The sequence below is a fragment of the Jiella sp. M17.18 genome, assembly GCF_041027365.1.
Lineage (GTDB): Bacteria > Pseudomonadota > Alphaproteobacteria > Rhizobiales > Rhizobiaceae > VKMB-3413.
Genome location: NZ_JBFTEH010000004.1, coordinates 209,277 through 235,042, shown reverse-complemented (window position 1 = coordinate 235,042; position 25,766 = coordinate 209,277). Strand labels below are relative to the sequence as shown.

Below are 25,766 nucleotides of genomic sequence, written 5' to 3'. Positions count from 1 at the left end.
GAATAGATGCGGTGACTTCAGCGCTCCGCTTAGTGGACATGCAGCCCTTCTAATGCGGCTTATCGCCAGCAGGAGAGTTCGGGTGACCGTGGGCGGCAAGCTCCTCCGGGAGCTCCCCAAAACCGGTCTTCGCGACTTGCTAGCGGAATGGGCTCGTGGAGGGAGATTAGAGCGTTTGGATACTGATTTGGTTGATCGCGAGGAGGCTGCAGTGGAATCTCTACCGCTGCGCTCGGACGATCCACATGTTCTCGCACTGGCACGTGTGTCTAACTCTCGCCTGCTATACACTCAGGATGGAAATCTTATTGTTGACTTCAAAAATCGTCAGATAATCGATCCACGCGGAAAGGTGATCAAAGTAGACACGCCAGAGAGAATCGTTCTTGCGCTTTTGGCTCGCTTCGGTAACTGACACGGCGCTTGCGCGTCATTGTGCTCTTTTTCGGCACTCTTCGGATGCGAAGCGGATTTGGTGGCCGTCTGCGCTGGAGCCTCGTCTGGAGAGGCCTTCCCGGAGGACCCAAAACCCGGCGGGGCCACGCCCTAGCCCTCCACCCACTCGTTTGCGTTGATCAGCGTCTAATGGGGCATGCCCTTTACGCCGTCCTGGTCATCAGCCGGAGGAGATCGCGTTCTGTCTCGACACCGTGATGCGCCGGCGGGGCTGGCAGGCGGGGATACGCCGCGCCCGATGGCGGGCGCCGGTTTTTTCTCCCACGTGGGGAGAAGGTGCCCGAAGGGCGGATGAGGGGGCGGTGCGCAAACTCATCCAGGGGCGCGCCATCCGGCGCCATCCCGTCGGATGTCGCGGAACACACCCTCATCGCCTGCCGGCACTTCTCCCCGTGGGGGAGAAGAACGCAGCTTCGGCGACTGCGCCTCCCCCACCAAACTTATCCCCGCCCTTCCCGCCTCCCCCATACTCCCTCCATCGCCGCCCACGGCGGGCACGGACGATCGCCGGGATCGGTCGGGGGTGGCGAGCGGTGTCCGCGGCGGGGTGTCTTCCGGAGGCGCGCCGACCCGGACGACCCGAGGCTTCGCCGGACCGTCCCCCATTACGAGGGGTCCGCGGACCGATCCGCTTGAGCCCGAAAGGGCGAAGAGCCGGCGGCGGCCGCTGCCGGCCCGCCCGCGCCACGGCCGGGTGCGGCGACGGAGACCAGCGGCTCATTCGGGCTCGCCAAGACACCGCGCGGATCGCCGAAGGCGTGCCGCATCTTAAAAAATTCCGAGGGCCCGCCCTCTACGATCCGCCGCCCCGTTCGGGCGGCCGAGAGGAGGCATGCCGCCGGCCCGGGCATCCGGGCGCGGCGCCGCTTCGGCATGACCGAAATGGGCGGAGACGCCGACGCCGCCCCCTTCCCCCGTCCGCGGGGTCCGAAGGACGGGATGAGACGCGTGGCTCATCCCCGGGCGGTCCCGGCAGGGGGATGAGGGCATCGGCGGGCACGACGATATGAGGAGGTGACGCGTCGGAGGCGAGGCAGATGACGGTTGCCGTTTCGGACATGACACCGCCCGTCAGGCCCTCATCCGCCCCTTCGGGGCACCTTCTCCCGCAGGCGGGAGAAGGGGGCGCGGACACGCCGGCGCCCGTTCCGCACCAGCCGCCGCCGGTGCCCCCCCGAGACACGCCTCACCCAGCAAGGAGCCCGACCATGTCCGACACCGACGAGCCGCCGATCGACCCGCCGCTGACCAAGGAGGAGATCGCCGTGAGCCACCGGCTGGCCGACGCCTATCTCAGGATGGTGCGCAAGGCCCTGGCGCGGTTTCCGAGGGCGCCGCGCAGCCGGCGGCCGTTTCCGGACCCGGAACCCGGCGAGCGGATAGACCGGCTGATGCCGACGCTCGCCTGGCGGATCGCGGTGATCTGCGGGCGCGGCGAGTGCCGGCGGGTGCGGGCCTGCCGCTATGGCGGGCGGCCGGGCGACCGGCCCTTCGCGACGCAGGGCGGGCGCATGCCGCCGGCGCCCTGCTTCGAGGCCCTGCCCCGCGTCGTGCAACTCGCCCTGCCCTTCGCCGTGCAGCGGCGCTGCCACCCGGAGATGTTCCGCGACCCCCGGCAACGCGGCGCGGAGGACGAGGCGATCCGCACGGCGCGGATCATGCTCGTCGAGGGCGAGACCGCCTGGGGCTCGCCCTACGGCCCGGTCGAGCCGGCGGTGCCCGTTCGGCCGGAGCCGGGCGCGCCGGAGCCGCCGGTGCCGGCGCGGCCGGTCCCGCGGGTGACGCTATGAGAGGCGCGGCGATAGGAAGGCGCGGGCGGCCGACACCGCCCCCTCTCCCGTCCCGGGGTCCGAAGGACGGGATGAGACGCGTGGCTCATCCCCGGGCGGTCCCGGCAGGGGGATGAGGGCTTCGGGAAGCGCCGAGGCGGCGCATTGCGCGGGATGGAAGGCCAGCCGGAGACGACCGCGCCCGCCAAGCCCTCATCCGCCCCTACGGGGCATCGTCTCCCGCAGGCGGGAGAAGGGGAAGGCGCGGCCGCCGCGCCTATTCCACGTCGCGGCGCATGGTGGCCATGCCGCGGCTGCGACCGAGCTCCTCGAAGCCGGCGGACTGGTAGGTGCGCAGCGCCGGCTCGTTGTCGAGCTCGACCTTCAGCGTCACCGACAGGGCGCCGAGGTCGCGGGCCGCCTGTTCGGCGAGCTGCGTCACCGCCTCGCCGGCGCCGCCGCGGGCCGCCTCCGCCACGAAGACGTAGACGAGATGGCGCACCTCCGGGCCGATGCCGACGCGCAGGGCGAAGAAGCCGACCTCGTTGCCGGTCTCGTCGAGCAGGTAGAAGGACTCGTCGTCCAGCTCGTTCAGCCACTTCTCCTGCCATTCCAGCGGGTCGAACGGGTGCTTGGCGCTGGGATTGACGAGGGCGAGATCGGCCTCCTCGGCGAGCAGCCGGGCGAGCGGGGCAAGATCGAAGGGCGCGTTGCGGCGCAGGGTAAGGGCGGTCGGCGCGGACACGGGGGACGTCTCCCTGTTGCTGAGGGTCGCGTTTTCGGGTCGGGCGGAGTGGCGCTTTCCTCGCACGGATGCCCGCGGGGTTCAACCGCCGGCCCGGGGCGCTCCGGCGCGCTGGCGGGGCAACGCAAAAGGGGCGGCCCCGCGGGACCGCCCTTCGCAGAGAGCCGGAACGATCCGGGATCGTCCGGAGGCTTCAGCTTACTTGGCGTCGCTGTCCATGTCCTGGTCGGACGTCGACATGCCGGCCACGCCGTTGGTCGAGCCGTTGGTCATCGCCTTGCCGGACGTCGCCTTGTGGGTCGACATGGTCTTGTGGCTGGACATGCCGGCGGCGTTGGCGCTCAGGCGGAAGGTCTTGGTCACCGGCTTGCCGTTCGCCATCATCGGCGTGTCGACCTTGGTGTTGCCCTTGCCGAAGTCGTAGGTGCCGTTGTTGTTGGTCTCCTTGTGGAGCATGGCAAGGTACTTCTGGCCACGCTTCAGCGGATGGTCGAGCGTGACCTGGACGTTGTCGTTCTCGCCCTTGTGGATCGCCGCATGGCCGACCGACTGCGGCTCGACCGGATGGCCGTTCTTCATCGCATGGATGACCAGATAGCCGTCGGCATTGGCCTTCACCATCGGGACGGTCAGGGTGTTGCCGGTCTCGCTGACGCCCTTGGTCGTGATCGAGTTCGCCGCAAAGGCCGAGGTGCCGAGGGCGAGAAGGATGGCGGTGGTGGTGGCGAAGATGCGCTTCATGGAAATCCTCCTGTTTTCATGACCTGTGAAAGCGAAACGGAGGCAGACTCCCGGCGTTCCCGAACCTTTCGCAATGTTAACACTGGTAATCAGTTACTTCTGCAACGGAATACTGCAGCGCGGGCGGCCGGGCAAAGCCCGCCGCCCCTGACGCTCAGCCCTTGGCGAGCGACCGCGTCGCCGCGGCCAGCCAGGCGCGATCGGCGTCGCCGAGGCGCGGCGACAGCGCCTCGCGCACCGCCGCGTGATAGGCGTCCAGCCAGCGGGTCTCCTCCGCCGTGAGACGGCCCGGCTCGACCAGCCGGAGGTCGATCGGCGCCAGCGTCAGGGTCGAGAAGCCGAGCATGTCGATGTCGCCGCCGGCGACCGGCGCCGCGGGCTCGACGAGGACGAGGTTCTCGATCCGGATGCCGAAGGCGCCCTCGCGGTAGTAGCCGGGTTCGTTGGAGAGGATCATGCCGGGCTCCAGCACCGCCATGCCGCGCCTGGAGATCGACTGCGGCCCCTCGTGCACGGCGAGGTAGGAGCCGACGCCGTGGCCGGTGCCGTGGGCGTAGTCGCAGCCCGCCTTCCACAGCGCGATGCGCGCCAGCGGGTCGAGGTCGACGCCGCGCGTGCCCTTCGGGAAGCGCGCCGTCGAGATCGCGATCATCCCCTTCAGGACCAGCGTGAACTTCTCTCGCATCTCCGCCGTCGGCGTGCCGATCGGCATCGTCCGGGTGATGTCGGTCGTGCCGTCCTGGTACTGCGCCCCGGAATCCAGCAGGAACAGCTCGCCCTCTGCCAGCACGCGGTCGCTCTCCCGGTTGACCCGGTAGTGCACGATCGCGCCGTTCGGCCCCGAGCCCGCGATCGTGTCGAAGGAGATGTCGCGCAACGGCTGGCCGTCCCGCTCGCCGAACTCGGCCCGCAGCGCCTCCAGCCGCTCGGCCGCGCCGATTTCGGTCACCGTCCCCGGTGCCTGACGGTCGAGCCAGGCGAGAAAGGCGGTGATCGCCGCGCCGTCCCTGAGATGCGCCGCCCGCGAGCCGGCGATCTCCCCGTCGTTCTTGATCGCGCGCGGCAGCCGCGCCGGGTCCGCCATCTCGACCACTCTGCCGCCCGCCTCGACGACGAGGTCCGAGAGGCGCGCCGCGGCAAGCTGCGGGTCGAGCCCGACGGCACGCTCCGCCGCCTCCTTGCGCAGCGCCGGCTCGAAGGTCTCGGGCTCGGCAAGCTCCGCCAGCGCGCTCAGATGGGTCCGCACGCCGGCGTCGAGCTTGTCAGGATCGATGAACAGGGTGGGCCGCCCCTCCGTCCGGATGATCGCGAAGGACAGGGCCAAGGGCGTATGCGGCACGTCGCTGCCCCGGATGTTGAAGGTCCAGGCGACCGAGGACGGATCGGTCAGAACCGTCAAGTCGGCCTTCGCCTCCGCGAGCTTGCCGGAGAGCTGCGCGAGCTTCTCTGAGGCCGGCCGGCCGGCATGGGCGTCGGGCTGGACGACGGCCCGGCCCTTCGGCGGCGCCGGACGGTCGTTCCAGATCCGGTCGATCGGGTTGCCGCGCACCGGGACGAGTTCCCCATCGACCGCCCGCAGCGCTTCCTTCAGGCGCTTCACCTCGCCGGAGGTATGCAGCCAGGGATCATAGCCGATGCGCTTGCCGGCGGCGGCACCGCGCAGGAAGTCGGCGAGCGGGGTGTCGACGGACGAGACCGGTTCGAAGACCCCGAGATCGACCTGCGAGCGGACCTGCAGCGTGTAGCGCCCGTCGACGAGGATCGCCGCCCTGTCGGCGAGGACGACCGCGACACCCGCCGAGCCGGAGAAGCCCGTCAGCCATTCGAGCCGCGCGGCCGAGGCCGGAATGTACTCGCCCTGATGCTCGTCGGCGCGCGGCACGATGAACCCGTCCAGGCCGGCGGCGGCGAGATCGGCTCGCAGCCGATCCACCCGGGCGGCACTCTGGGAATGATCGCTGGTCGCATCGAAATTCTGGAACATGAGGCTTCTCTGACGGGGTGGAGGGAGGGCAACGGGCCGCGCCTTGGCCGATGAAGATAGGGTCCCGGACCCCACCGGGGAAATCTTACCGGATGATGAACAGGCGCTTTATGCTGCATTGCAATAAGCGGATAGGACCTATGCGTGCCGGCCGCTACCTGACCGCCAGCGGAATCAGCATATTCCACTCAACGGGAGGCCTTCAAAGCCAGACCAGGAGAGACGAGATGGCTACCACGACCTTCACCGACGTCAGCCTTCGCAGTGGCCGCCAGGGCAAGGGCGTCATGCGCAACATGTTCGACCGCCTCATCGAAGCCCGCGAGCGGGAAGCCCGCCGCTACATCGCGACGCACTACCGCTTCACCAGCCAGACCGTCGGCGAGCAGTCGCAGCGCGGCTCGCTGTTCGAGGGCTCTGAGCCAGTCCGTCGCTGAGCGGGCGACAGCCGGGTAAGCCGGCAGACATTCCCCCTTGGAACCCGGTCGCGGCTTCGCGGCCGGGTTTTTCATTGACCGCCGCTCTCCCGAAAAGCTTTGAGCGCTGGCCTCAGCGAGAGAGATGCAGCGTCACCCATTCGCCGCGCGTCAGCGTGCGCCGGTGGATCATGCCCTGCGCCCGGAAGGCGGCGAGAACGGCCGCGCGCTGATGGGTCAGGATGCCCGAGAGGACGATGTCGCCGCGCGGCGCGATGAACTGCCGGAAGTCGCGCGCCAGCGCGATCAGCGGGCCGGCGAGGATGTTGGCGACGATCAGGTCGTATGGCGCCCCCTGCCGAACCGCCGGCGCCCGAAAGCCTTCCGAAACGGCGGTCTCGACGTAGTGCGAGACGCCGTTCGCGGCGATGTTGGCAGCGGCGACGTCGACGGCCACCGGATCGATGTCGGTCGCGAGCACCGGAATGCGCGCCAGCTTGGCGAGGCCGATGGCGAGAACGGCGCTTCCGGTCCCGAGGTCCAGCGCGTTCCGCGGCCGGTTGCGCAGGGCGAGGTCGCCGATCATCGTGAGGCAGCCGGCGGTGGTGCCGTGATGGCCGGTGCCGAAAGCCTGGCCGGCTTCGATCTCGATCGCGAGATCGTTCACCGCCACCCTGTCGCGGTCGTGCGCACCGTGGACGAGGAACCGGCCTGCGCGCACCGGCTTCAGCGCCGCGAGGACCGCCGCCATCCAGTCCTGCTCGGGAAGCTCTTCGCGCGAGACAGCGTCCGGGGAATCGAGGTCTGCCGCCGCGGCCACATCGGCCGCACGGTCGCCGCCCGGCTCGGTCTCGAGATAGGCCGAGACCTCGAAGATCGCGCGCGCCTCGTCGATCTCGGCGATGGCGAGGGGCGCGCCCTCTTCCTCGAAGGCCGCGTCGAGCCGGGCATAGGCGGCCTCGGCCGCACCCTTCCCCGCCCGGAAGAAATAGCGGACCTGCGGCATCAGACGGGCGCCTCGGCGCGGGATGCCGCCTCCTCCGCCCGCCCGGAGACTTCTTCGGCCGTCTTGCGGGCCCGCTCCGCCCGGGCCTCGCGCTCGGTCATGGTGCCTTTCACGATCTTCTCCTGCTCGCGCTCCTGCCGCGGCGGCCCGAAGGCGATGATCGTGTCGCCCTCGTCCGGTTCGCCGGACCCTTCCGCCGAAGCGAAGACAACCGCGCCGGAGGGCCGAATCCACAGGACCACATGCGTGCCCTCCGGCCGCGTCTCGACGAAACGGTCATAGCCGAACTCCTCCGTCAAGCGCGTCGCCTGGAACGACCAGCCGTCGACGACCAGATCGCGCAGTTCGGCGAAGGATTTCCCCGGCCGGAACAGCGGCAGGCCCCCGATGGTGAAATGCATCGCATGGCGCTCGGAGGTGCCGCCGGTTCCGATGTCGCCGATCTGGAAGACCTCGGTGCGGCCGATCTCCGCGCCGAAATCTGTGCAGATCAGCGCGTTGTAGGCATCGTTGTCGGTCGCGGCCACCAGATGATCGAAGCGCGAGAGGTTGAGGCCGTGATGAGCGGCTTCCGACAGGATCTCGCCGAACCAGACGTCGACTTCCGCCAGCCGCGCCTCGGATATGCGCGACCAGTTGGAATCGGCGATCAGCACCGGGACGTCCTGCGCCTTCAGCCGCCGCGCCAGCGCGATCGAGAAGCGCGAGGCGCCGACGATGAGCACGCCCGGCCGATCCGCCGACCGCAGCTTCAGGAGCCGCGCCAGCGGGCCGAGCGTGAAGCCGTGGAAGACGATCGTCGCGGCGACGAGCGCGAAGGTGTAGGCGATCATCCTGTCGCCGTCGGAAACGCCCATGCGCACCAGCGTCGCGCCGAACAGGCCCGCCACCGCGACGGCGACGATGCCGCGCGGGGCGATCCAGGCGACCAGCAGGCGCTCGCGCCAGTGGAGCCCGGCGCCGATCGTCGCGAGATAGATCGCGAGCGGGCGCACGATCACGAGCGAGGCCGCGATGAACACCAGCACCCGCCATTCGAGGCTGCGGATCACGGTCATCTGCAGCGACGCCGTCAGCACGATGAACAGGCCCGAGACGAGCAGGATCGTCACGGTCTCCTTGAAGCGCTTCAGCTCGCCGAGGCTGGCGATCTTGGCATTGGCCATGGTGATGCCCATGACCGTGACCGTCAGCAGGCCCGCCTCCTCGAGCACCAGGTTGGTGAAGGAGTTCATGCCGATGACGGTGGCGAAGAGGATCGGCGCCTTGAGATATTCCGGCACGTAGCCGCGCGTGAAGGCCCGGCCGAGCAGGCGGCCGACGAGGATGCCGCCGCCGATCGCGATGCCGAGAGCGAGCAGCGCGGTGAGGATGAGGCTGCCGGCGGCGTGCCAGCCGCGCAGCACGAGATAGGTTTCGAAGGCGATGACCGCGAACAGTGCGCCGACCGGATCGTTGAGGATCGCTTCCCAGCGCAGGATCGAGGCCGGGCGCGACTCCAGCCGCGCGTGCCGCAGCAGCGGCATGATCACCGTCGGCCCGGTGACGACGAGCAGTGCGCCGAGGATGATGGCGGTCGGCCAGGACAGGTTGCCGACATAGTGCGCGACGCCTGCGGTCATGATCCAGACCAGCGGGCTGGAGACCAGCACGACCCGGCGGACCGCGGTGGAGGTCTCGCGGATCTCGCGGAAATTCAGCGTGAGCCCGCCCTCGAACAGGATGATCGCGACGGCGGTCGAGACCAGCGGCGTGTAGAGTTCGCCGAAGTCCGCGCGCGGGTTCATCAGGCCGGTCAGCGGCCCGAAGACGAGGCCGACCAGGAACAGGATGACGATCGCCGGAATGCGGAGGCGCCAGGCCACCCATTGCGAGGCTATCCCTGCGACGCCGATCAGGGCGAGTTGCAGCGCGAGATCATGCATGAAGCGGGACACTTTCTTCGGCGCGAGCGGTCGAAGCTAGCGCAACGCAGTCAGCCGGGAACGGGTTCGCCCACTCGATGGAAAATCGCCGGCAGCGGGTCGGCATCGCTGCCCCGTCCGGGAGAGCGCTCAGCACGCATCGCCGGGGCTTCCGGGCAGACACCCCACGACACAACGAGGTCAGAAGTCTCTCGGCCAATCGCGCGCGCCATGAACGACCGCAAGAATCTCCGCTCTGTCACGCAATCGGTAGACCAGAATGTAGGGTGTTCCCGAAGCCACCAGTTCCCGAGTTCCGACCACCCTGCCCGGCCGCCCGATCATCGGAGTCTGCGAGAGCCGCGCGGCCTGGTCGACGAGCCTCTGGGTCAGGCGATAGGCGGCTCGGGGATTGTCCGCGGCGATGAAATCCTGGATTCGATCGAGATCAGCCAGGGCGGGGCGCGTCCAGAGGACGCGCATCACCCGCGGTACTTCGCCAGAACGCGTTCCACGTCTTCCGGCCCCGCGAAGTCACCGTCCTCTGCCGCGGCGATCCCGGCTTCGACCCGGTCGAGGTAGTGCTCCTGCCATTCCAGCGAGAGCCCGCCTTCCAGGGCGTCCTTCATGACATCCGACACGGAGCGGCGCGAGCGTGCCGCGAGTGCCTCGACCCGCGCCTTCAGTTCCGCTGTCAGTTCCACGGTGACGCTCATGACTTGAGCCTGCCATAGGCGGGGGGGCACAGGCAAGCTTCGGCTGAGGCGGCATCCTCATCCCGGCGTGGCTGTCACGCCCCGACCAGCTTTTCCAGCTTCTTCTGCTCGATCTTCGGATCCTCGCCATAGGCGATCGTCCCCGCCAGCGTACCGTCGGGATTGAGGAGGAAGGTCGTCGCGGTGTGGTCCATCGTGTAGTCGTCGCCCTCCCCGACCTTCTTGAAGTAGATCCCCCAGCCCTTCGCCATCGCCGCCACCTTGGCGGGATCGCCGGTGATCGCGGTGACGTCGTCGGAGACGGCGGAGACGTAGTCCTTCAGGACCGCGGGCGTGTCGCGCTGCGGATCGACGGTGACGAAGACGACACGGAGCCGCTTGCCCTCCTTCTTCAGCTGCGCCTGGTAGCCGGCAAGTTCGTAGAGCGTCGTCGGGCAGACGTCCGGACAGTGGGTGTAGCCGAAGAACACCGCCGCCGGCTCGCCGCGCAGATCCGCCTGCGTGATCGGCCGGCCGTTCTGGTCGGTCAGGCTGAACGGCTGGCCGTAGGGCTTGCCGGTGGCCGGACCGCCGCCCGAGACGACGAACACCATGGCGACCATCGCGCCGGCGATCAGCGCGGCGACGGCCCAGAGACCGGTTCGAAGGATCTGCGTTCCGCTCATGCTCTCTTCGGGGCCGAACGTCCGGCGGCCCCGCCTCCCCGCTTTCCTCGCCTCGCCGCCTAGCACGGCTTCGCGCCGCAAGGCGACCGGACATTCCGTCCGCCGGCGGGGTCCACTATACCCGCCAGAAGACGGCGGCAGGAGGACGGACATGGCCGAGGACGACGACGAACGGCGCTCCGCGCTGCGCTTCCGCGCGCCGGAGCCGCGGATCCACACGACGGCGGAACTCAAGGGCACGAAGCTCGGGCGCCATGTCGAGATCGGCTCGCGCGTCATCCTGCGCGAGGTCACCGTCGGCGATTTCAGCTATTTCGAGCGCAACGGCGAAGCCGTCTATGCCCGCATCGGCAAGTTCTGCTCGATCGCCGCGGCCGTGCGGATCAATGCGCTGGAGCATCCGATGGAGCGGGTGACGACGCACAAGGTCAGCTACCGCCCGAACGAGTATTTCCGCTTCCTGCCGGTCGATCACGAGTTCCGCGGCCGGCGGCAGGAAAAGCCGGTGACGATCGGCAACGACGTCTGGATCGGCCACGGCGCCGTCATCCTGCCCGGCGTCACCGTCGGCGACGGCGCGGTGATCGGCGCGAACGCCGTGGTAACGAAGGACGTGCCGCGCTACACCATCGTCGCCGGCGTGCCGGCGAAGCCCATCCGGCGGCGCTTCTCCGCCGCGATCGCCGAGCGCCTGCAGGCGCTCGCCTGGTGGGACTGGCCCCTCGAAACGCTGTTCGAGGCGGTGCCGGACATGCAGGCGCTTGTCTCGGAAGCCTTCCTGGAGAAGTGGGAGGCTCGCATGGCAGCTGCTGGCGACGGGCTTCAGACCGACCGGTCGAACACCGTGAAATAGGCGAGCGCAGCGGCCGGAAGCGCGATGCCGAGCCAGCAGACCGCCTGCCAGCCATAGCCCTCCAGGATCGGGCTGGTCAGCGCCGAGCCGAGCGCGCCGCCGAGGAAGAAGGTGGTCATGTAGACCGCGTTCAGCCGGTTCCGGATGGCCGGGTCGAGCTGGTAGATCTCGCGCTGGCCGAAGACGAGGTTCGCCTGGACCCCGAGATCGATAAGGATGCCGGCGGCCACAAGCGCGACGAGCGAGGTCTCGCCGAACAGCGCGGCGACGAAGGCGAGGACCGCGACGGCGAGCGCCGCCGTCGTGCCGGCGCGGCTGTGGCCGCGGTCGGCGAGCCGGCCGGCGACGGGCGCGGCGAAGACGCCGAGGACGCCGGCGAGCGCGAAGAGCGCCACCTCGCTCGGCGTGAAGTTGTACGGCGCTCGCAGAAGGATGATCGGCGCGCCGGTCCAGAACAGCGAGAAGGCGGCGAACATCGCGGCGTGATAGAGCCCGCGCCGGCGCAGCACGGGCTCCTTCACGAACAGCCGGCCGAGCGAGGCGATCAGCGACAGGTATTTCTGCCGGCCGCTCGGGCGGCGGGTCGGGAAGACGAACAGGCCAGCGACGATGAGCGCGGTGATGACGCCCGCCGACAGGCCGAAGACACCGCGCCAGCCGACATAATCGGCGAGGAAGCTGGAGATCGGGCGGGCGAAGAGGATGCCGGCGAGGAGCCCGCTCATGACGTTGCCGACGACCTTGCCGCGCTCGTGGTCGGGGGCGAGGTTGGCGGCGAGCGGCACCAGCATCTGCGCCGCGCAGGAGGTCAGGCCGACGACGAGGATCAGCGCGAACAGCGCCGCGAGGTTCGGCGCCAGCGCGAGGCCCGCGAGGGCGACGACGTTCGCCGCCATGGTGACGAGGATCAGCTTGCGGTTCTCGAGCACGTCGCCGAGCGGGACGAGCAGGACCAGGCCGCTGGCATAGCCGATCTGGGTGAAGGTCACGACCGTGCTCTCGGCCGAGCGCGACAGGCCGGTGTCGGCGCCGATCAGCGCCACCAGCGGCTGGGCGTAATAGAGATTGGCCGCCAGCGCCCCGCAGGCGACGGCGAACAGCACCGTCATGACGGTGGAGAGGCCGTGCTTGTCGGCGGCGCCGGCGGGCGCGGTGGCGGTGGTATCGGACATGTCGGTTGTTCCGGAAAGGCAGCCGGGCGGTTGGACGCGCCCGGCGAATGTGTTCGCACCGGCGAAATAGCACGAACGCGTCCCGCGTTAAGGGCGGCTGACGCAGCGTTTTCCGGATGCTGACCAATGCCGCTTGCATGGCTCGGACCCGCCCCTATGGTGGCGGCGTCGAAGAGGGACGAGGATCCGCATGCGCTTCACCGGAACGAAGAGCTATGTCGCCGGCAAGGACCTGATGGTCGCCGTCAACGCCGCGATCACGCTGGAGCGCCCGCTGCTCGTCAAGGGCGAGCCCGGCACCGGCAAGACCGAGCTCGCCGTCCAGATCGCCGAGGCGCTGGGCCTCAGGCTGATCCAGTGGACAATCAAGTCGACCACCAAGGCGGCCGAGGGGCTCTACGAATACGATGCGGTGTCGCGGCTGAGGGACAGCCAGCTCGGCGACGCGCGGGTCCACGACATCCGCAACTACATCAAGCCCGGCAAGCTCTGGGACGCGTTCACCGCCGACGAACGCGTCGTGCTGCTGATCGACGAGATCGACAAGGCGGACATCGAATTCCCGAACGACCTTTTGCAGGAGCTCGACAAGATGCGCTTCGACGTCGTCGAGACCGGCGAGACGGTGGCGGCGAAGCACCGGCCGATCGTGGTGATCACCTCCAACAACGAGAAGGAGCTGCCGGACGCCTTCCTGCGCCGCTGCTTCTTCCACTACATCCAGTTCCCCGATCCCGAGACGCTGAGCCGGATCGTCGAAGTGCACCATCCCGGCATCAAGCAGGATCTGGTGCGCGCCGCGCTGACGCAGTTCTACGAGCTGCGCGAGCAGCCGGGCATCCGGAAGAAGCCCTCGACCTCCGAGGCGCTCGACTGGATCCGCCTCCTCGTCGCCGAGGATGTCGATGCCGCGGACCTTCGGGAGAGCCCGACCAAGGTGCTGCCGAAGCTGCACGGCGCGCTCCTGAAGAACGAGCAGGACGTGCACCTGTTCGAGCGACTGGCCTTCCTGGCGCGGGGGCGCGGATGAGCGCGGACATCACGATCCGGCCGGTCGTGGCCGCCGACGAAGCCGACTGGCGGCGGCTCTGGACCGACTATCTCGCCTTCTATGAGACGGCGCTCGACCAGGCGGTGCTGCGCTCGACCTTCGCCCGGCTCGTCGGCGAGGAACCCTACGATCCCTGCGGCCTGCTGGCGCTGATCGACGGCGTGCCGGTCGGCCTCGTCCACTATCTCTTCCACCGCCATTGCTGGCGGAGGGAGAACGTCTGCTACCTCCAGGACCTCTTCGTCGCGGCGGGCATCCGCGGCTCGGGCATCGGGCGCAGGCTGATCGAGGCCGTCTATGCCGCGGCCGATGCCGGCGGCTGCCCCAGCGTCTACTGGGTGACGCAGGAGACGAACTATCAGGGCCGGATGCTCTACGACCGCATCGGCACGAAGACGCCCTTCATCAAGTATCAGCGCTGATCGAGAGGCCGCGGTCCGCCCCCGGACCATGTCGTTCTCCTCACGAGATGGAGATGATCCGTGATCGCGCGATCCGCGGCGGCTGCGCAACCAATCCCTGTTCTCCGGCGTTTTCGCGCCAACAACTCTTGAACGGAGACAGACCATGATCAGGGGTATCCTCAAGGCGCTCTTCGTCGCCTGGGTCGCCAAGAAGTTCCTCGGCCGCGAGAACGGCGAGCGTCGCCACCCGATGCCGCGTCGCGCCTGACCGGCAACGGGAGCGGGCGCCAGAACCGCTTCAACCGGAAGGAGCTCAACACGGACAGGCGGCCGATCCGGACGGGTCGGCCGCCTTCGTCTTGTCTGCCCATTGCGGCTCGACAGGCGGCTGAACCGTCCGATGGGGCGGGCCCTTCGCGGCAGCGCCCTCCCCCGCCGGCTCTTGGCCCGTCGGAGCGTCGCTGCGGCAGATCTCGCCCGTCAATGTTGCCTGCCGGACCACGGAAATTCTGGCCTGCCCGGACGTTTACTTCGCCCGTGGACGATACAACTTTCTCGTCGCCCGAATTTCCGTGCCCTCCAATGCTTTAATATCTTCGTCCGATCAAGCAGATGCGTTGTTCTCCGGACCCAGCGGCTTAGCTCGGTGGTACCGCAAAAGCGGAACTCGAAACCGGAGACCACCGATGAAACGCTACATCCTTCCAATCGCCATCGCCGCCAGCGCCCTGGCCTTTCCCGCCCTCGCCCAGAGCGGCTCGACGTCCACGAACTCCACCAATTCCACCGCGATGCAGAGCGGTGGCAATGGCGGCGTGACCTGCAGCGACTTCTCGAAGATGAACCAGCAGGACCAGCAGCAGGCCTGGAACCAGGCGAATGCCGGCATGGGCACGAGCGGCACGATGGGCACCGGCTCGTCCGGCAACATGGGCAACTCGTCCGGCGGCATGACCACCGGCTCCACCACCGGCGGCAATGCCGGCGTCGCCGGCACGGCCAGCGGCTCCGGCACGTCCGGAACGGCGGCCAGCGGCGGCTCTTCGATGGCCTCCAACTCCGCCGGTTCGAGCGCGACCGGCCTCAGCAACAGCAGCGCGGGCATGTCCGGCTCGACTGGCGGCACGTCCGGAACGAACACGGCGTCGGCGACGGGCTCGGGCAGCGCGGCCGGCGCGAACAGCCAGATGCAGACGGCCCTCGATTACTGCAACAACAACCCGAGCGCGTCGCTGAACGACGCGATGCAGAACGGCCAGAACGGCCAGTCGCAGTAATCCGCGTCACGGATCGCCGGCACCGCGATGCGGTGCCGGCTCGGCCCGGAGGTTGCGCCGATCTCTCCCCCTTGATCCGGCGGTTGCTCCCGCCGAAGCGCGGGCTCCGGCCGCGGGCGATCCCCTCTCACCTCCGAGGGGATCGCTTCGCGCGGGCGCCCCCGCCGCCTGGCGGTGCGGGCCCGAGGGACGAGCGATGCGAGGCGCGCGCGAACATTGACATCGCGCCGCGTTCCGCGCATATGCGGCGCCATGACCGCGCGCTCCACCATTAAAACGTCGACGATCTGACGCCGTCTGCCCCGCTTGTCTCCCCCGGGGCGGAAGACGAGCGTGCACATCGAACGGTGGGGAGAGCGAAGGGTCGATCCCATGGGTTACAAGGTCGCCGTCGTCGGCGCCACCGGCAATGTCGGGCGCGAGATGCTGGACATCCTCGCCGAGCGCGGGTTTCCGGCCGACGAGGTCGTCGCGCTCGCCTCGCGGCGCAGCCAGGGCACCGAGGTCTCCTTCGGCGACAAGACGCTGAAGGTGAAGGCGCTCGAGGGCTACGACTTCGCCGGCACCGACATCTGCCTGATGTCGGCCGGCGGCAACGTCTCCAAGGACTTCTCGCCGAAGATCGCCGCGCAGGGCTGCGTCGTCATCGACAACTCCTCGGCCTGGCGCTACGACGCCGACGTCCCCCTGATCGTGCCGGAAGTGAACGCCGACGCGGTCTCCGGCTTCACCAAGAAGAACATCATCGCCAACCCGAACTGCTCGACGGCGCAGCTCGTCGTCGCGCTGAAGCCGCTGCACGACGCCGCGACCATCAAGCGCGTCGTCGTCTCGACCTACCAGTCGGTCTCCGGCGCCGGCAAGGAAGGCATGGACGAGCTCTTCACCCAGTCGCGCGCGGTCTTCGTCGCAGACGAGGTGGAGAAGAAGAAGTTCACCAAGCGCATCGCCTTCAACGTCATCCCCCACATCGACGTCTTCATGGAGGACGGCTCCACCAAGGAAGAGTGGAAGGTGATGGCCGAGACGAAGAAGATGCTCGACCCGAAGATCAAGGTCACCTGCACCGCGGTGCGCGTGCCGGTCTTCATCGGCCATTCCGAGGCAGTAAACATCGAGTTCGAGAAGGAGATCACCGCCGAGGAGGCGCGCGAGATCCTGCGCGAGGCGCCGGGCTGCCTCGTCATCGACAAGCGCGAGGACGGCGGCTACATCACCCCCTACGAGTCCGCCGGCGAGGACGCGACCTACATCTCCCGCATCCGCGAGGACCAGACCGTCGACAACGGGCTGAACATCTGGGTCGTCTCCGACAACCTGCGCAAGGGCGCGGCGCTGAACGCCGTGCAGATCGCCGAGCTGCTGGTCAACCGCGGGCTGCTGAAGCAGAGCCGCGCGGCGTAGGAAGCACTGCTTCGATCCGGCCATCGGCTTGGCGAGTGGAGGCAGCTGGCGGCAATTGCGCCGCCAGTGCCTGTCAATCATAGTGTTGTAGTTGCCGATCTTGGTTTATCGATCGTTGTATGGCCTTCGGCGTTTTCATCCATCGATTCGACTCGATCTACGACGACACGCCGGCCGAGCGATATCATTTTCCAAAGCAGTATCTGAGCCGGGTCCAGGCATGCGTTGGTGACTGGATCGTCTATTACGAGCCTCGAAAGATCCTCGCGACGCGGGGCTACTTCGCCGTGGCTCGCGTCGAGCGAGTCGTTGGAGACCCGGCACACGCGGGAATGTTTTTCGCGCTGATCGAGGCCGGCAGCTATCTGGATTTCGTCAACCCGGTTGCGTTCAATGTTTCTGAGGGAGAACCGATCGAACGCGGCCTTCTTAACGGCGACGGAAAAATTTCGGGACGGGCGCAGGCTGCAGTTCGCCCTCTCGCGGCAACGGATTTCGCTCGAATCGTATCGTTGGGGCTACCAGCTGACGACGGCTTTCTACCACGGCTCGGCGCTAACGGGTCTGTCGATGGCTTCGAGGAAGAACAAGCTCCCTATCTCGTACAAGCCAATAGCGAGCGTGAGCGTCTGCTGGTGTCCCGCGTCTATCGTGACCGAGTGTTCAGACGCCTCGTCCTGAAGGCCTATGACTCGCGTTGCGCATTGACCAGCCTAAAGCTCGTCAACGGCGGCGGCCGGGCCGAGGTTGAAGCCGCGCATATTCGGCCGGTGGATCAAGGTGGTCCGGACGTTGTCGGGAACGGCATCGCACTGTCGGGCACGGTCCACTGGATGTTCGATCGAGGACTTGTCGGTCTGACTGATGACCTCGAAATCATAATCTCCCGACAGGTGAACGATCGGGAGGCGATAGAGGCATTGCTGAACCGATCGCTCCGAGCGAACGTGCCAGATCATCCTGCGGCCAGGCCGCTTCCTCAGTTTCTGGCTTGGCATCGCGACCACTGCTTCAAAGCGTGAGCATGCGGGGCATCACGCGCCGGTCTTCCTCGCTTTCCTGATACCAGGTGCGTCTTCCTCTTCACTCCCCCTTCGGCACGGTGAACAGCACGAACTGGCTCATCTGGTGGCGGCTGAAATTGTTGTCCGACGCGATGACGATGGAGCGTTCGCCGCCGATGTCCGGGCCCCATGTCAGGCATTCGATGTTGTCGATGTCGAGGCCGCCGAAGTCGCCCTCGTCGATCTTGAACCACAGCGTCTTCTGCAGCGGCTTCGCGCCCGCGATCGAGGCCAGGCCGGAGACGTCGTCGGCGCCGCCGAGGGTGACGACGTAGAAGGCGATGTGGTTGCCGACGCCGGCGAGATAGGATCGCTCGACGGTGATCAGGTGGTTCTCGTCCAGCGTCAGCATCTCGCTGACGCCGTTGTCGGCGCCGCCGATCTGCTTCGGGCGGAACGGGATCTTGTCGGTCTCGTAGACATATTCGGCGCCGGGCTTGCCGGTGTCGAGATCGATCGTCAGCAGCCGCGACTTGCTGCCGGCGTCGAAGGTCGCCTTGTCGCCGTCCTGGACGAGCGCGTTCTCGGTCATCGCATAGAGCGTCCTGCCATCCGGCGAGATCGCCAGACCCTCGAAGGCGAGGTTCGGATGGATGCCGCGCGTGCCCGAAGCGTTCGGGATGAAGGCGTCCGGCAGATCGAAGGTCTTCTTCGCCTGGCCGTCCATGCTGGCGACAAAGATCTGCGGCCTGCCCGACGCGTCGCCCTCGCTCGACCAGTAGATCTGCTGGCGCTTTTCGTCGACACGGATCGCCTCGGGATCGACGCCGCCGGACTTAAACGGCTTGCCGTCGAGGTCCGTCAGCGTGTCGGTCTTGGCGATGTCGAAGCCGGGGATGCCCTTGTCCGAGAGTTTGAGCTTCAGCTCGTAAATCCGCGCCGGCGCCTTTTCGGAGCGGTCGTCGGAGATTGCGTAATAGGTCTGGTTGTCCGGGTCGTAGTCGAGGCCGGAGATGCCGCCGAACTCGGTCCGGGCGATCTTCAGCCCCGTCGGGATGACGATCTCGCCGCGATAGGTCGGCGCCGGCAGGGGGGCGGCGTCGGCGGCCAGCGCGGGCGGCCCGAAGGCGAGCACAAGGGCAAGGGCGGCGGTCGCCGAAATGAGAGGAGCGGTCGGCATGGCGATTGGCCTTCTGATCGTGAGGACATCCGTTCTCGCGCCCAGCGCTGACAGGGTGATGACGGGCGGTTCCTTCGGCCGGTCGCGCGAGAGTCGGGCGGCGGGACGGTACGGTAGCGGAAATACGCAGCCGATGCGGGGTGAGACGAACGCTAGGCCCGCAGAAACAGACGATCGCAGGATGACCGGAGGACACCGCGCGGATCGACGGGCGCCGGGCCATCGCTGATGCCGCCCGGCAACAGTCGCGGGCAAATCCGCAGCCCTTCCCACAAGCCCTAATCCAGCCGTTTGTGCTGTCTATCGGCCATCCGTGAAGGACACGAAAGCGGGCGCCGAACGCCCGCACCCAAAGGCTGGACAACGATGAAGAAACTCGCCCTCGCCCTCGCATTCAGCACCGCCCTTGCCGGCTGCACCACCGATCCCTATACGGGCGAAGCCAAGCTTTCCAACACCGTCGGCGGCGCCGGGCTCGGCGCGGGCCTCGGCGCCGGCGCCGGCTATCTCATCGGGCGCGCCGCGGGCGTCGATGCGGGCCGCGCGGCGCTGCTCGGCGCGGGCGTCGGCCTGATCGGCGGTGCCGGGATCGGCGCCTATATGGACAACCAGGAAGCCAAGCTGCGCGAGCAGCTGCGCGGCACCGGCGTCTCGGTCACCCGCAATGGCGACCAGATCATCCTCAATATGCCCTCGAACATCACCTTCCCGACGGACCAGGCGTCGATCCTGCCGGCCTTCTATCCGACGCTGCACTCCGTCGCGCTGGTCCTGAAGGAATACGACCGGTCGATCGTCGACGTCTACGGCCACACCGACAGCACCGGTTCGGATGCGCATAACCTGCAGCTGTCGCAGGAGCGCGCCCAGTCGGTCGGCGCCTTCCTCGCCAGCCAGGGCGTCGATCCGCGGCGGCTCAACGAGCAGGGCTTCGGCGAGAGCCGCCCCATCGCGTCGAACGCGACCGAGGCCGGCCGCGCCCAGAACCGCCGCGTCGAGATCGCGATCTCGCCGCTGCGTGCCGGCTGACGCCAAGCCGTCACCCACGGACCGCCAGAACAAAAGAGCCGGCCGCGCCCGAAAGGACGCGGCCGGCTTTTTCATGACTTTCACCCGAGGGGGCTGACCTCAGTAGTTGTGTCCCACGGCGCCGCCGACGACGGCACCGCCGACACCACCGACGATCGCCCCGCCGCTGCCGGCGACGGCATTGCCGATCACCGCGCCGCTGGCGCCACCGATGCCGGCGCCGGCCAGCGTCCGCTCCGTCCGCGTACAGCCTGCGGCCGCTGCGAGCGACACGCCAAGCACAACCAAAAGTCCCGAACGAACGACTGCTTTCGCCTGCATTTCCTCGTCTCCACTGTTCGGCAACGCATTGCCCCTATTTCATGAGATCTGGTCGCCGGACCTGACCGGGCAAGGGCTGTTCGCCAGAATTCCTGCCGCGTTGCTTGCAGCGCCGGGAGGCAAGCCGATCCCGTCACGCGAAGACCTGCCGCGGCAAGTCGCCTAAACCGATTTTACCGCTATCCCGCCTCTTCCGATCCCGCTGGCGCCCCGCTAGAGCAGGCCAGCGTCAGATCACTCCGAGAAAGGCACGTCCATGACGACACGGACCGAGACCGATTCCATCGGCTCCATCGAGGTTTCCAGCGACCGCTACTGGGGCGCCCAGACCGAGCGCTCGCGCAACAACTTCAAGATCGGCACCGACCGCCAGCCGCTGCCCCTCATCCATGCCCTCGCGACGATCAAGAAGGCGGCGGCGCGCGTCAGCGCCAGCAAGGGCCGGCTGCCGCAGGAGATCGCCGACGCGATCGAGAAGGCGGCCGACGAGATCATCGCCGGCAAGCTCGACGACCACTTCCCGCTGGTCGTCTACCAGACGGGTTCGGGCACCCAGACCAACATGAACGTCAACGAGGTGATCTCGAACCGGGCGATCGAGATGCTGGGCGGGACGATGGGCTCGAAGAAGCCGGTCCATCCGAACGACCACGTCAATATGAGCCAGTCGTCGAACGACGTCTTCCCGACCGCGATGCACGTCGCGACCGTGCTCGAGGCGAAGCAGCGTCTCCTGCCGGCGCTCGACCGCCTGCAAGCCGCGCTCGACGCCAAGGCAAGGGAGTTCGCGGACATCATCAAGATCGGCCGCACCCATACCCAGGACGCGACGCCGGTGACGCTCGGCCAGGAGTTCTCCGGCTATGCCGCGGCGCTGGAGCTGTCGAAGAAGCGCGTCTCGGACGCGCTGGACGGCGTCTATGCCCTCGCGCAGGGCGGCACTGCCGTCGGCACCGGCCTCAACGCGCCGATCGGCTTCGACACCGACATCGCCGCGGAGATCGCCTCGCTCACCGGCGCGCCCTTCCGCACCGCGACGAACAAGTTCGAGGCGCTCGCCTCGCACGGAGCCCTCGCCTTCTTCCACGGCGCGCTGAACGCGCTCGCCGCCGACCTCTTCAAAATCGCCAACGACATCCGCTTCCTCGGCTCCGGCCCACGCTCCGGCCTCGGCGAATTGAACCTGCCGGCGAACGAGCCCGGCTCGTCGATCATGCCCGGCAAGGTCAACCCGACGCAGGCCGAGGCGCTGACCATGGTCGCCTGCGAGGTCTTCGGCCATGCGACGACGGTCACCGTCGCCGCCAGCCAGGGACAGTTCGAGCTGAACGTCTTCAAGCCGGTGATCGCCAACGCCGTTCTCTCCTCGATCCGGCTGCTCGCGGACGGCATGGAGAGCTTCGCCGAACACTGCGTCGACGGCATCGAGGCGAACGAGGAGCGCATCCGCAGCCTGATGGAGCAGTCGCTGATGCTGGTGACGGCGCTGGCGCCGACGATCGGCTACGACAATGCGGCGAAGATCGCCAAGACGGCGCACAAGAACGGCACGACGCTGCGCGAGGAAGCGATCGCCTCCGGCCTCGTCTCGGGCGAGGACTACGACCGCATCGTCGACCCGAAGACGATGATCGCGCCGAACTGAGCCGACTTGCCAGGCTCCAAGAAGCGGGGAGATCGACGGGCGGCGCCACAGGTGCCGCCCAACTGGCGCTTCCGGCGACGCAGGCGCTGGTAAGGACCAGCCGCAAGGTCACGCCGCTGCAGCAAGCTCAGCAATCGAACGGCAACCGAAATCGCCCGCGGCGCTGACATTGCATCGACGAGGCAGGAAGGCCGATGCGGAGGATGGCTCGCGGGAGCCCTCTCAGCCGGTCACGCGCGCCGGAACGCGACGACATTGCCCCAGTTGGAATGCAACCGATCGGGCTTGCGCGCGAACAGCTCGACGAGATCCGGCCAGAGCATTTCGATCAGCTCGACGGCGTGGCCGCAGGCGGAGCGCGGCATGTGCGCGTCGCGACCGGCCTGCCGGACCAGGCGCTCCAGCTCCCGCCGCCAGGTGTCCAGCGACCTGCCCTCCGCCGCATCGGGGGCTTCGGCGCATGCTCCCGCTTCGATCACGCTGCTCTCCGCAGTCAGAGACAACCGCGACCCGGAGGATCGCGTCCACCTGCTCACTAGGGAAATTGGCTTGGCCGGTGTCAAGCGGCTCCCGGGCCGGTCAGGGCGAAGACGAGGCGCAGTTGAGCGAAATGCCGCCATTGCCGCAGCGATTCGGTTGCATCTGTTGCAAGTTTGCGCAACCGACAATGTTCGGCTGGCTGACGATTGCGCGGCTTGCCGGGCGCATGCCCTGCCGCCCGACATGCCCCACCGAGGCCGCCCGAGAGCGGCTGCCCGTCGTTGCGGCGCTCGACCGGAGGCGACTATGTCGGGCGATGCGGCTCGGCCTGCCGCCACCAGCTGCCGTCCTCGCTCGCCGCCTCGATGCCGGCCCGGTCGATCCCCGCAGCTCCGTCGGAGACCCGTGTGTCGCCGACGAGGAGATCCGGCGCGATGTCGGCGAGCGGCACCAGCACGAACGCCCGCTCGGCAATGCGCGGATGCGGCAGGATCAGCGCCTCGTCCTGGTAGGTGCGTCCGTCGTAGTCGAGGACGTCGAGGTCGATCGTCCGGGGGCCCCAGCGCTCCTTGCGCTCCCGCTTGAAGCGGCGCTCGGTGTCGAGGCAGAGGGCGAGGAGGTCCCGCGGCGACAGGTTGGTCTCCACCCGGGCGCAGGCATTGAAGAACCAGGGCTGGTCGGTCTTGCCCCAGGGGGGCGTGCGGTAAAGCCGCGACACCGCCGTCACCGCGGTGTCGTCGCGCGCGTCGATCTCGCGGAGCGCCGCAGCCATGGTCGCGGCGGGATCGCCGATATTGCCGCCGAGGCCGAGGAAGGCGACGGCGCTCACCAGCGCTCGCCCTTCATCGCCCGGCGCATCGCGTCGGCGATCCGGAGCGCGTCGCGGTTGGCGGCGACGTTGTGGACGCGGAAGATGTCGGCGCCGCGTTCGCGCATCAAGACGCTGGTCGCGGCCGTGGCGATGTCGGAGACCGGCCCGTCGCTGCCGCTGGCGCTGCGCACGAAGCGCTTGCGCGAGGTGCCGACGAGCAGGGGAAAGCCGAGCGCCATCACCTCGGCGAGGCGCGCGATGAGGATCATGTTCTCCGGCCCGTCCTTGGCGAAGCCGAAGCCGGGGTCGAGGACGATCGCCTCGTCGGCGACGCCCGCCTCCCTTGCGATCTCAAGCGAGCGTCGCAGGAACAGGAACTGATCCTCGATGACGTCCGGCTGCGTCTGGCGCTCGCGGCCGTTGTGCATCAGGCAGAGCCCTGCCCCGGTCTCCGCCGCGACGCGCGCGATCGCCGGGTCCTTCTGCGCGCCCCAGACGTCGTTGACGATGTGCGCGCCCGCCTCGACCGCCATGCGTGCGGTCTCCGAGCGATAGGTGTCGACGGAGATGATGCAGTCGGCGCGGCGGGCGAGCTCCTCGATCACCGGCATGATCCGCCGCTGCTCCTCGGCGGCGTCGACGGGCGTCGCGCCCGGCCGGGTCGACTCGCCGCCGATGTCGACGATCGTCGCGCCCTCCTCCACCATCTTCAGAGATTCCGCCACGGCGGCGTCCACGCTGGCATAGCGGCCGCCGTCGGAGAAGCTGTCCGGGGTCGCGTTGAGGATGCCCATGATGCAGGCGACTTCGCCGAGCTCGATGCTGCGGCCATGCGCCAGCCGCCATGTGCCGCCGCGCGGCTGGATCACGTCCATGGGTCCTCCGTCCGATCGGTCCGTCGACGCCTTTCGGTAACCCTTCGGCACGACGCTCACAAGCCAGGCGGCCGCCCCGGCTTGTTTCGTTCCGCCGATCGGCTACCCTTCGAAGACTCGGCTCTGGCTCGCAAAGGGTGCGCGCGATGCGGACGATGCTCGGTCTCCTTCCTCTCGCCCTCGCCGCCGCGCTCGCAGGGCTCGGCGCAGGCACGGCGGACGCTGCGTCGATCAAGGAGCAGACGACCTATTTCGCCGTGCACGGCACCACGCTGCAGGATCTCGACCGCGACCTCAGCCGGCGCGGCCCGTTCCTCGCCGATACCGGCCTGCACCACCCCGGCGCGACCGAGATCAGCTTCGGCGGCAAGATCACCTACAAGCACGTTCCCGAGGGCTGCGCGGTCAACCGCGTCGGCATCACCCTCGGCCTGAAGACGACCCTGCCGAAGTGGACGCCACCAGCGGGCGCATCCGCCCGGACCCGGCTGATCTGGAACACGCTGGCCGCGGACATCGTGCGCCACGAAGGCCGGCACTCGGCGATCGCCAAGCAGTGGGCGACGCGGATGGAGATGGCGATCCGCAATCTTGCGCCGCGTTCCAGCTGTGCGGCGATGGAAGCCGCGGTCGGGCGTGTGACCAGCCGCTACCTCGCTTGGCATGCCGATGCGCAGGTCCAGTTCGACGAGATCGAAGGGCGCGAGGTCAGTATGCGGCTGCGCCGGGCGCTCAACCGGGCGGCGGAGGAGCAGGCGGCGCGGTAAGGCGGCCCGGATCAGGCCTGGCGCTCGGGAACCGTCACCACCAGGCCGTCGAGTTCGGGCCGGATCCTGATCTGGCAGGACAGGCGCGAATTCGGCTGCGGCTCATAGGCGAAGTCGAGCATGTCCTCTTCCATCGGCTCCGGCTCGCCGACCGCCTCCATCCACGCCTGGTCGACATAGACATGACAGGTCGCGCAGGCACAGGCGCCGCCGCACTCGGCCTCGATCCCCGGCACATCGTTCTTCACGGCGTTCTCCATCGCCGTCGTGCCATTCGCCGCGTCGATGTCGTAGCGGCTTCCGTCCTGGGTAACGAAGGTGATCTTGGTCATGCGGGCGCGGACCTCGGCTTCAAGCGTTCCGGAACGCCGGCGAGCGCGCGAAGCCGCCGGAGCTCTTGCGGGATCGGACAGTGCACTGGGCGCGCGGCCGGCCGATGCCGAGCCTGTTAGGAGCGGGCTCGGCCGAAAGTCAATGGCGCAGCCGCGTCGGCACCACGTCGCCGCTCGGGCGGACCGGCCGTCGGCTCAGCTCAGCGAGAGCGTCCTGGCGAAGGCGGCAGCGGCAGCGAGCTCGCGCCTCAGCTCCGAGAGCGCGACCGGGTCCGCCAGTCGCTGCTCGAATCGACCGGCGGCATCGGCCAGTCGGAAGGCACCGACATTGCGGGCCGAACCCTTCAGGGCATGGGCGATCTGACGGCTCTCCTCGACGCCGGAATCGTCCAGACGCCGCCCGACGAGCTCGATCTGGCGAATCAGAAGCCCCAGCACCTCGACTTCCAGCGTGCGGTCGCCGGCGGTCTGGCGAGCGAGATGGACGAGGTCGATCGGCCGCTGCCGCGAGGGGCAGTCCCCGTCGTTCCCTCCGGAAGGCGCAGCCGGCTCGCCCCCGGACCCGCTTGCCGCCTTGAGAAGTCGCGCCATCCTTGTCTCCACGCCCGGACTCACCGCCGCGGTCCGTTTCCCGCCCGGGACGCGATCTCGCCAATCCCTCTGCCGATCGTCTACCGACAGCCTTTGGAAAGCGTTAAGATGGGATGCCGAAGTCGGGCCGTTGCCGCATCGCGCCTGCGCTGTCGCCGTCCCGGGAAG

The 25,766-nt window shown here is 68.3% G+C and carries 28 protein-coding genes; 12 read left to right on the top strand and 16 right to left on the bottom strand.

Going from position 1 to position 25,766, the window contains the following annotated elements:
* The first annotated feature begins 82 nt into the window (after positions 1-82).
* Positions 83-415 carry a hypothetical protein gene (locus AB5S17_RS10000; protein WP_369238784.1) on the top strand — a complete coding sequence of 111 codons (333 nt, stop codon included), beginning with the start codon at positions 83-85 and terminating at the stop codon, positions 413-415.
* 1,249 nt (positions 416-1,664) lie between these two features.
* Positions 1,665-2,246, top strand: coding sequence for a hypothetical protein (locus tag AB5S17_RS09995; RefSeq protein ID WP_369238782.1), 582 nt, complete (start codon positions 1,665-1,667; stop codon positions 2,244-2,246).
* A gap of 256 nt (positions 2,247-2,502) precedes the next feature.
* Here the strand turns inward: AB5S17_RS09995 and AB5S17_RS09990 are convergent, their stop codons facing one another.
* The 3 genes from AB5S17_RS09990 to AB5S17_RS09980 form a co-directional block, all read right to left on the bottom strand.
* On the bottom strand, positions 2,503-2,970 hold the full coding sequence (locus AB5S17_RS09990; RefSeq protein WP_369238780.1) for a GNAT family N-acetyltransferase: 468 nt from the start codon (positions 2,968-2,970) through the stop codon (positions 2,503-2,505).
* A gap of 198 nt (positions 2,971-3,168) precedes the next feature.
* Complete coding sequence (locus AB5S17_RS09985) at positions 3,169-3,711, bottom strand: hypothetical protein (RefSeq protein ID WP_369238778.1); 543 nt, start codon at positions 3,709-3,711, stop codon at positions 3,169-3,171.
* A gap of 154 nt (positions 3,712-3,865) precedes the next feature.
* Positions 3,866-5,695 carry an aminopeptidase P family protein gene (locus AB5S17_RS09980; protein WP_369238776.1) on the bottom strand — a complete coding sequence of 610 codons (1,830 nt, stop codon included), beginning with the start codon at positions 5,693-5,695 and terminating at the stop codon, positions 3,866-3,868.
* Positions 5,696-5,922: 227 nt separating this feature from the next.
* Here AB5S17_RS09980 and AB5S17_RS09975 point away from each other — a divergent pair, with 227 nt between their 5' ends.
* Positions 5,923-6,132, top strand: a complete 210-nt coding sequence (locus tag AB5S17_RS09975) for a hypothetical protein (RefSeq protein ID WP_369238774.1) — start codon at positions 5,923-5,925, stop codon at positions 6,130-6,132.
* Positions 6,133-6,244: 112 nt separating this feature from the next.
* Here AB5S17_RS09975 and AB5S17_RS09970 read toward each other — a convergent pair whose 3' ends face one another.
* From AB5S17_RS09970 to AB5S17_RS09950, 5 genes are all read right to left on the bottom strand, one after another.
* A complete protein-coding gene (locus AB5S17_RS09970; RefSeq protein WP_369238772.1) occupies positions 6,245-7,117 on the bottom strand; it encodes a 50S ribosomal protein L11 methyltransferase in 873 nt (290 codons plus the stop codon).
* Entirely contained in the window at positions 7,117-9,042 is a 1,926-nt protein-coding gene (locus AB5S17_RS09965; RefSeq protein WP_369238770.1) for a cation:proton antiporter, read from the bottom strand. The genes AB5S17_RS09970 and AB5S17_RS09965 overlap by 1 nt, the downstream gene beginning before the upstream one ends.
* Positions 9,043-9,222: 180 nt before the next feature.
* Positions 9,223-9,504, bottom strand: a complete 282-nt coding sequence (locus AB5S17_RS09960; RefSeq protein WP_369238768.1) for a type II toxin-antitoxin system RelE/ParE family toxin — start codon at positions 9,502-9,504, stop codon at positions 9,223-9,225.
* Positions 9,504-9,737, bottom strand: coding sequence for a CopG family ribbon-helix-helix protein (locus AB5S17_RS09955; RefSeq protein WP_369238766.1), 234 nt, complete (start codon positions 9,735-9,737; stop codon positions 9,504-9,506). Before AB5S17_RS09955 ends, AB5S17_RS09960 begins: the two co-directional genes overlap by 1 nt.
* Positions 9,738-9,811: 74 nt before the next feature.
* A complete protein-coding gene (locus tag AB5S17_RS09950; RefSeq protein ID WP_369238764.1) occupies positions 9,812-10,402 on the bottom strand; it encodes an SCO family protein in 591 nt (196 codons plus the stop codon).
* Between the two features lie 151 nt (positions 10,403-10,553).
* On the opposite strand from AB5S17_RS09950, the gene AB5S17_RS09945 reads away from it, so the two are divergent.
* Positions 10,554-11,255, top strand: coding sequence for a DapH/DapD/GlmU-related protein (locus tag AB5S17_RS09945; protein ID WP_369238762.1), 702 nt, complete (start codon positions 10,554-10,556; stop codon positions 11,253-11,255).
* Here the strand turns inward: AB5S17_RS09945 and AB5S17_RS09940 are convergent.
* Positions 11,225-12,427, bottom strand: coding sequence for an MFS transporter (locus AB5S17_RS09940; RefSeq protein ID WP_369238760.1), 1,203 nt, complete (start codon positions 12,425-12,427; stop codon positions 11,225-11,227). The two genes, AB5S17_RS09945 and AB5S17_RS09940, sit on opposite strands and share 31 nt — an antisense overlap.
* 190 nt (positions 12,428-12,617) lie before the next feature.
* Between AB5S17_RS09940 and AB5S17_RS09935 the strand changes: the two genes are divergently transcribed.
* The 5 genes from AB5S17_RS09935 to AB5S17_RS09915 all read left to right on the top strand — a co-directional run bounded on the left by AB5S17_RS09935 (position 12,618) and on the right by AB5S17_RS09915 (position 17,585).
* Positions 12,618-13,457: an AAA family ATPase gene (locus tag AB5S17_RS09935; RefSeq protein ID WP_369238758.1), complete on the top strand. Its 840-nt coding sequence runs from the start codon at positions 12,618-12,620 to the stop codon at positions 13,455-13,457.
* Positions 13,454-13,900, top strand: a complete 447-nt coding sequence (locus tag AB5S17_RS09930) for an N-acetyltransferase family protein (RefSeq protein ID WP_369238756.1) — start codon at positions 13,454-13,456, stop codon at positions 13,898-13,900. Before AB5S17_RS09935 ends, AB5S17_RS09930 begins: the two co-directional genes overlap by 4 nt.
* 668 nt (positions 13,901-14,568) lie before the next feature.
* Positions 14,569-15,159, top strand: a complete 591-nt coding sequence (locus AB5S17_RS09925) for a hypothetical protein (protein ID WP_369238754.1) — start codon at positions 14,569-14,571, stop codon at positions 15,157-15,159.
* A 372-nt stretch (positions 15,160-15,531) separates the two neighbouring features.
* Positions 15,532-16,563, top strand: coding sequence for an aspartate-semialdehyde dehydrogenase (locus tag AB5S17_RS09920; RefSeq protein WP_369238752.1), 1,032 nt, complete (start codon positions 15,532-15,534; stop codon positions 16,561-16,563).
* 119 nt (positions 16,564-16,682) lie between these two features.
* Positions 16,683-17,585 carry an HNH endonuclease gene (locus AB5S17_RS09915; protein ID WP_369238750.1) on the top strand — a complete coding sequence of 301 codons (903 nt, stop codon included), beginning with the start codon at positions 16,683-16,685 and terminating at the stop codon, positions 17,583-17,585.
* 61 nt (positions 17,586-17,646) lie between these two features.
* Here the strand turns inward: AB5S17_RS09915 and AB5S17_RS09910 are convergent, their stop codons facing one another.
* Complete coding sequence (locus tag AB5S17_RS09910) at positions 17,647-18,747, bottom strand: esterase-like activity of phytase family protein (RefSeq protein ID WP_369238748.1); 1,101 nt, start codon at positions 18,745-18,747, stop codon at positions 17,647-17,649.
* A 366-nt stretch (positions 18,748-19,113) separates the two neighbouring features.
* On the opposite strand from AB5S17_RS09910, the gene AB5S17_RS09905 reads away from it, so the two are divergent.
* Positions 19,114-19,776 (top strand): OmpA family protein, encoded by a 663-nt coding sequence (locus AB5S17_RS09905; protein WP_369238746.1) that lies wholly within the window; start codon positions 19,114-19,116, stop codon positions 19,774-19,776.
* Between the two features lie 99 nt (positions 19,777-19,875).
* On the opposite strand, the gene AB5S17_RS09900 is transcribed toward AB5S17_RS09905, so the two are convergent.
* Positions 19,876-20,097, bottom strand: coding sequence for a hypothetical protein (locus AB5S17_RS09900; protein WP_369238744.1), 222 nt, complete (start codon positions 20,095-20,097; stop codon positions 19,876-19,878).
* A 256-nt stretch (positions 20,098-20,353) separates the two neighbouring features.
* Between AB5S17_RS09900 and fumC the strand changes: the two genes are divergently transcribed.
* Positions 20,354-21,742: a class II fumarate hydratase gene (gene fumC, locus AB5S17_RS09895; protein WP_369238742.1), complete on the top strand. Its 1,389-nt coding sequence runs from the start codon at positions 20,354-20,356 to the stop codon at positions 21,740-21,742.
* Between the two features lie 230 nt (positions 21,743-21,972).
* Here the strand turns inward: fumC and AB5S17_RS09890 are convergent, their stop codons facing one another.
* The 3 genes from AB5S17_RS09890 to folP all read right to left on the bottom strand — a co-directional run bounded on the left by AB5S17_RS09890 (position 21,973) and on the right by folP (position 23,908).
* Positions 21,973-22,221 (bottom strand): hypothetical protein, encoded by a 249-nt coding sequence (locus tag AB5S17_RS09890; RefSeq protein ID WP_369238740.1) that lies wholly within the window; start codon positions 22,219-22,221, stop codon positions 21,973-21,975.
* Positions 22,222-22,526: 305 nt separating this feature from the next.
* Complete coding sequence (gene folK / locus AB5S17_RS09885; RefSeq protein ID WP_369238738.1) at positions 22,527-23,051, bottom strand: 2-amino-4-hydroxy-6-hydroxymethyldihydropteridine diphosphokinase; 525 nt, start codon at positions 23,049-23,051, stop codon at positions 22,527-22,529.
* The gene (gene folP / locus AB5S17_RS09880; RefSeq protein WP_369238736.1) at positions 23,048-23,908 is read right to left on the bottom strand and encodes a dihydropteroate synthase; all 861 of its coding nucleotides are present in this window, start codon (positions 23,906-23,908) and stop codon (positions 23,048-23,050) included. The genes folK and folP overlap by 4 nt, the downstream gene beginning before the upstream one ends.
* Before the next feature lie 155 nt (positions 23,909-24,063).
* On the opposite strand from folP, the gene AB5S17_RS09875 reads away from it, so the two are divergent.
* Complete coding sequence (locus AB5S17_RS09875; protein WP_369238734.1) at positions 24,064-24,675, top strand: DUF922 domain-containing Zn-dependent protease; 612 nt, start codon at positions 24,064-24,066, stop codon at positions 24,673-24,675.
* An 11-nt stretch (positions 24,676-24,686) separates the two neighbouring features.
* Here the strand turns inward: AB5S17_RS09875 and AB5S17_RS09870 are convergent, their stop codons facing one another.
* Complete coding sequence (locus AB5S17_RS09870) at positions 24,687-25,007, bottom strand: 2Fe-2S iron-sulfur cluster-binding protein (protein ID WP_369238732.1); 321 nt, start codon at positions 25,005-25,007, stop codon at positions 24,687-24,689.
* A gap of 195 nt (positions 25,008-25,202) precedes the next feature.
* Complete coding sequence (locus AB5S17_RS09865) at positions 25,203-25,598, bottom strand: Hpt domain-containing protein (RefSeq protein WP_369238730.1); 396 nt, start codon at positions 25,596-25,598, stop codon at positions 25,203-25,205.
* Positions 25,599-25,766: the final 168 nt, after the last annotated feature.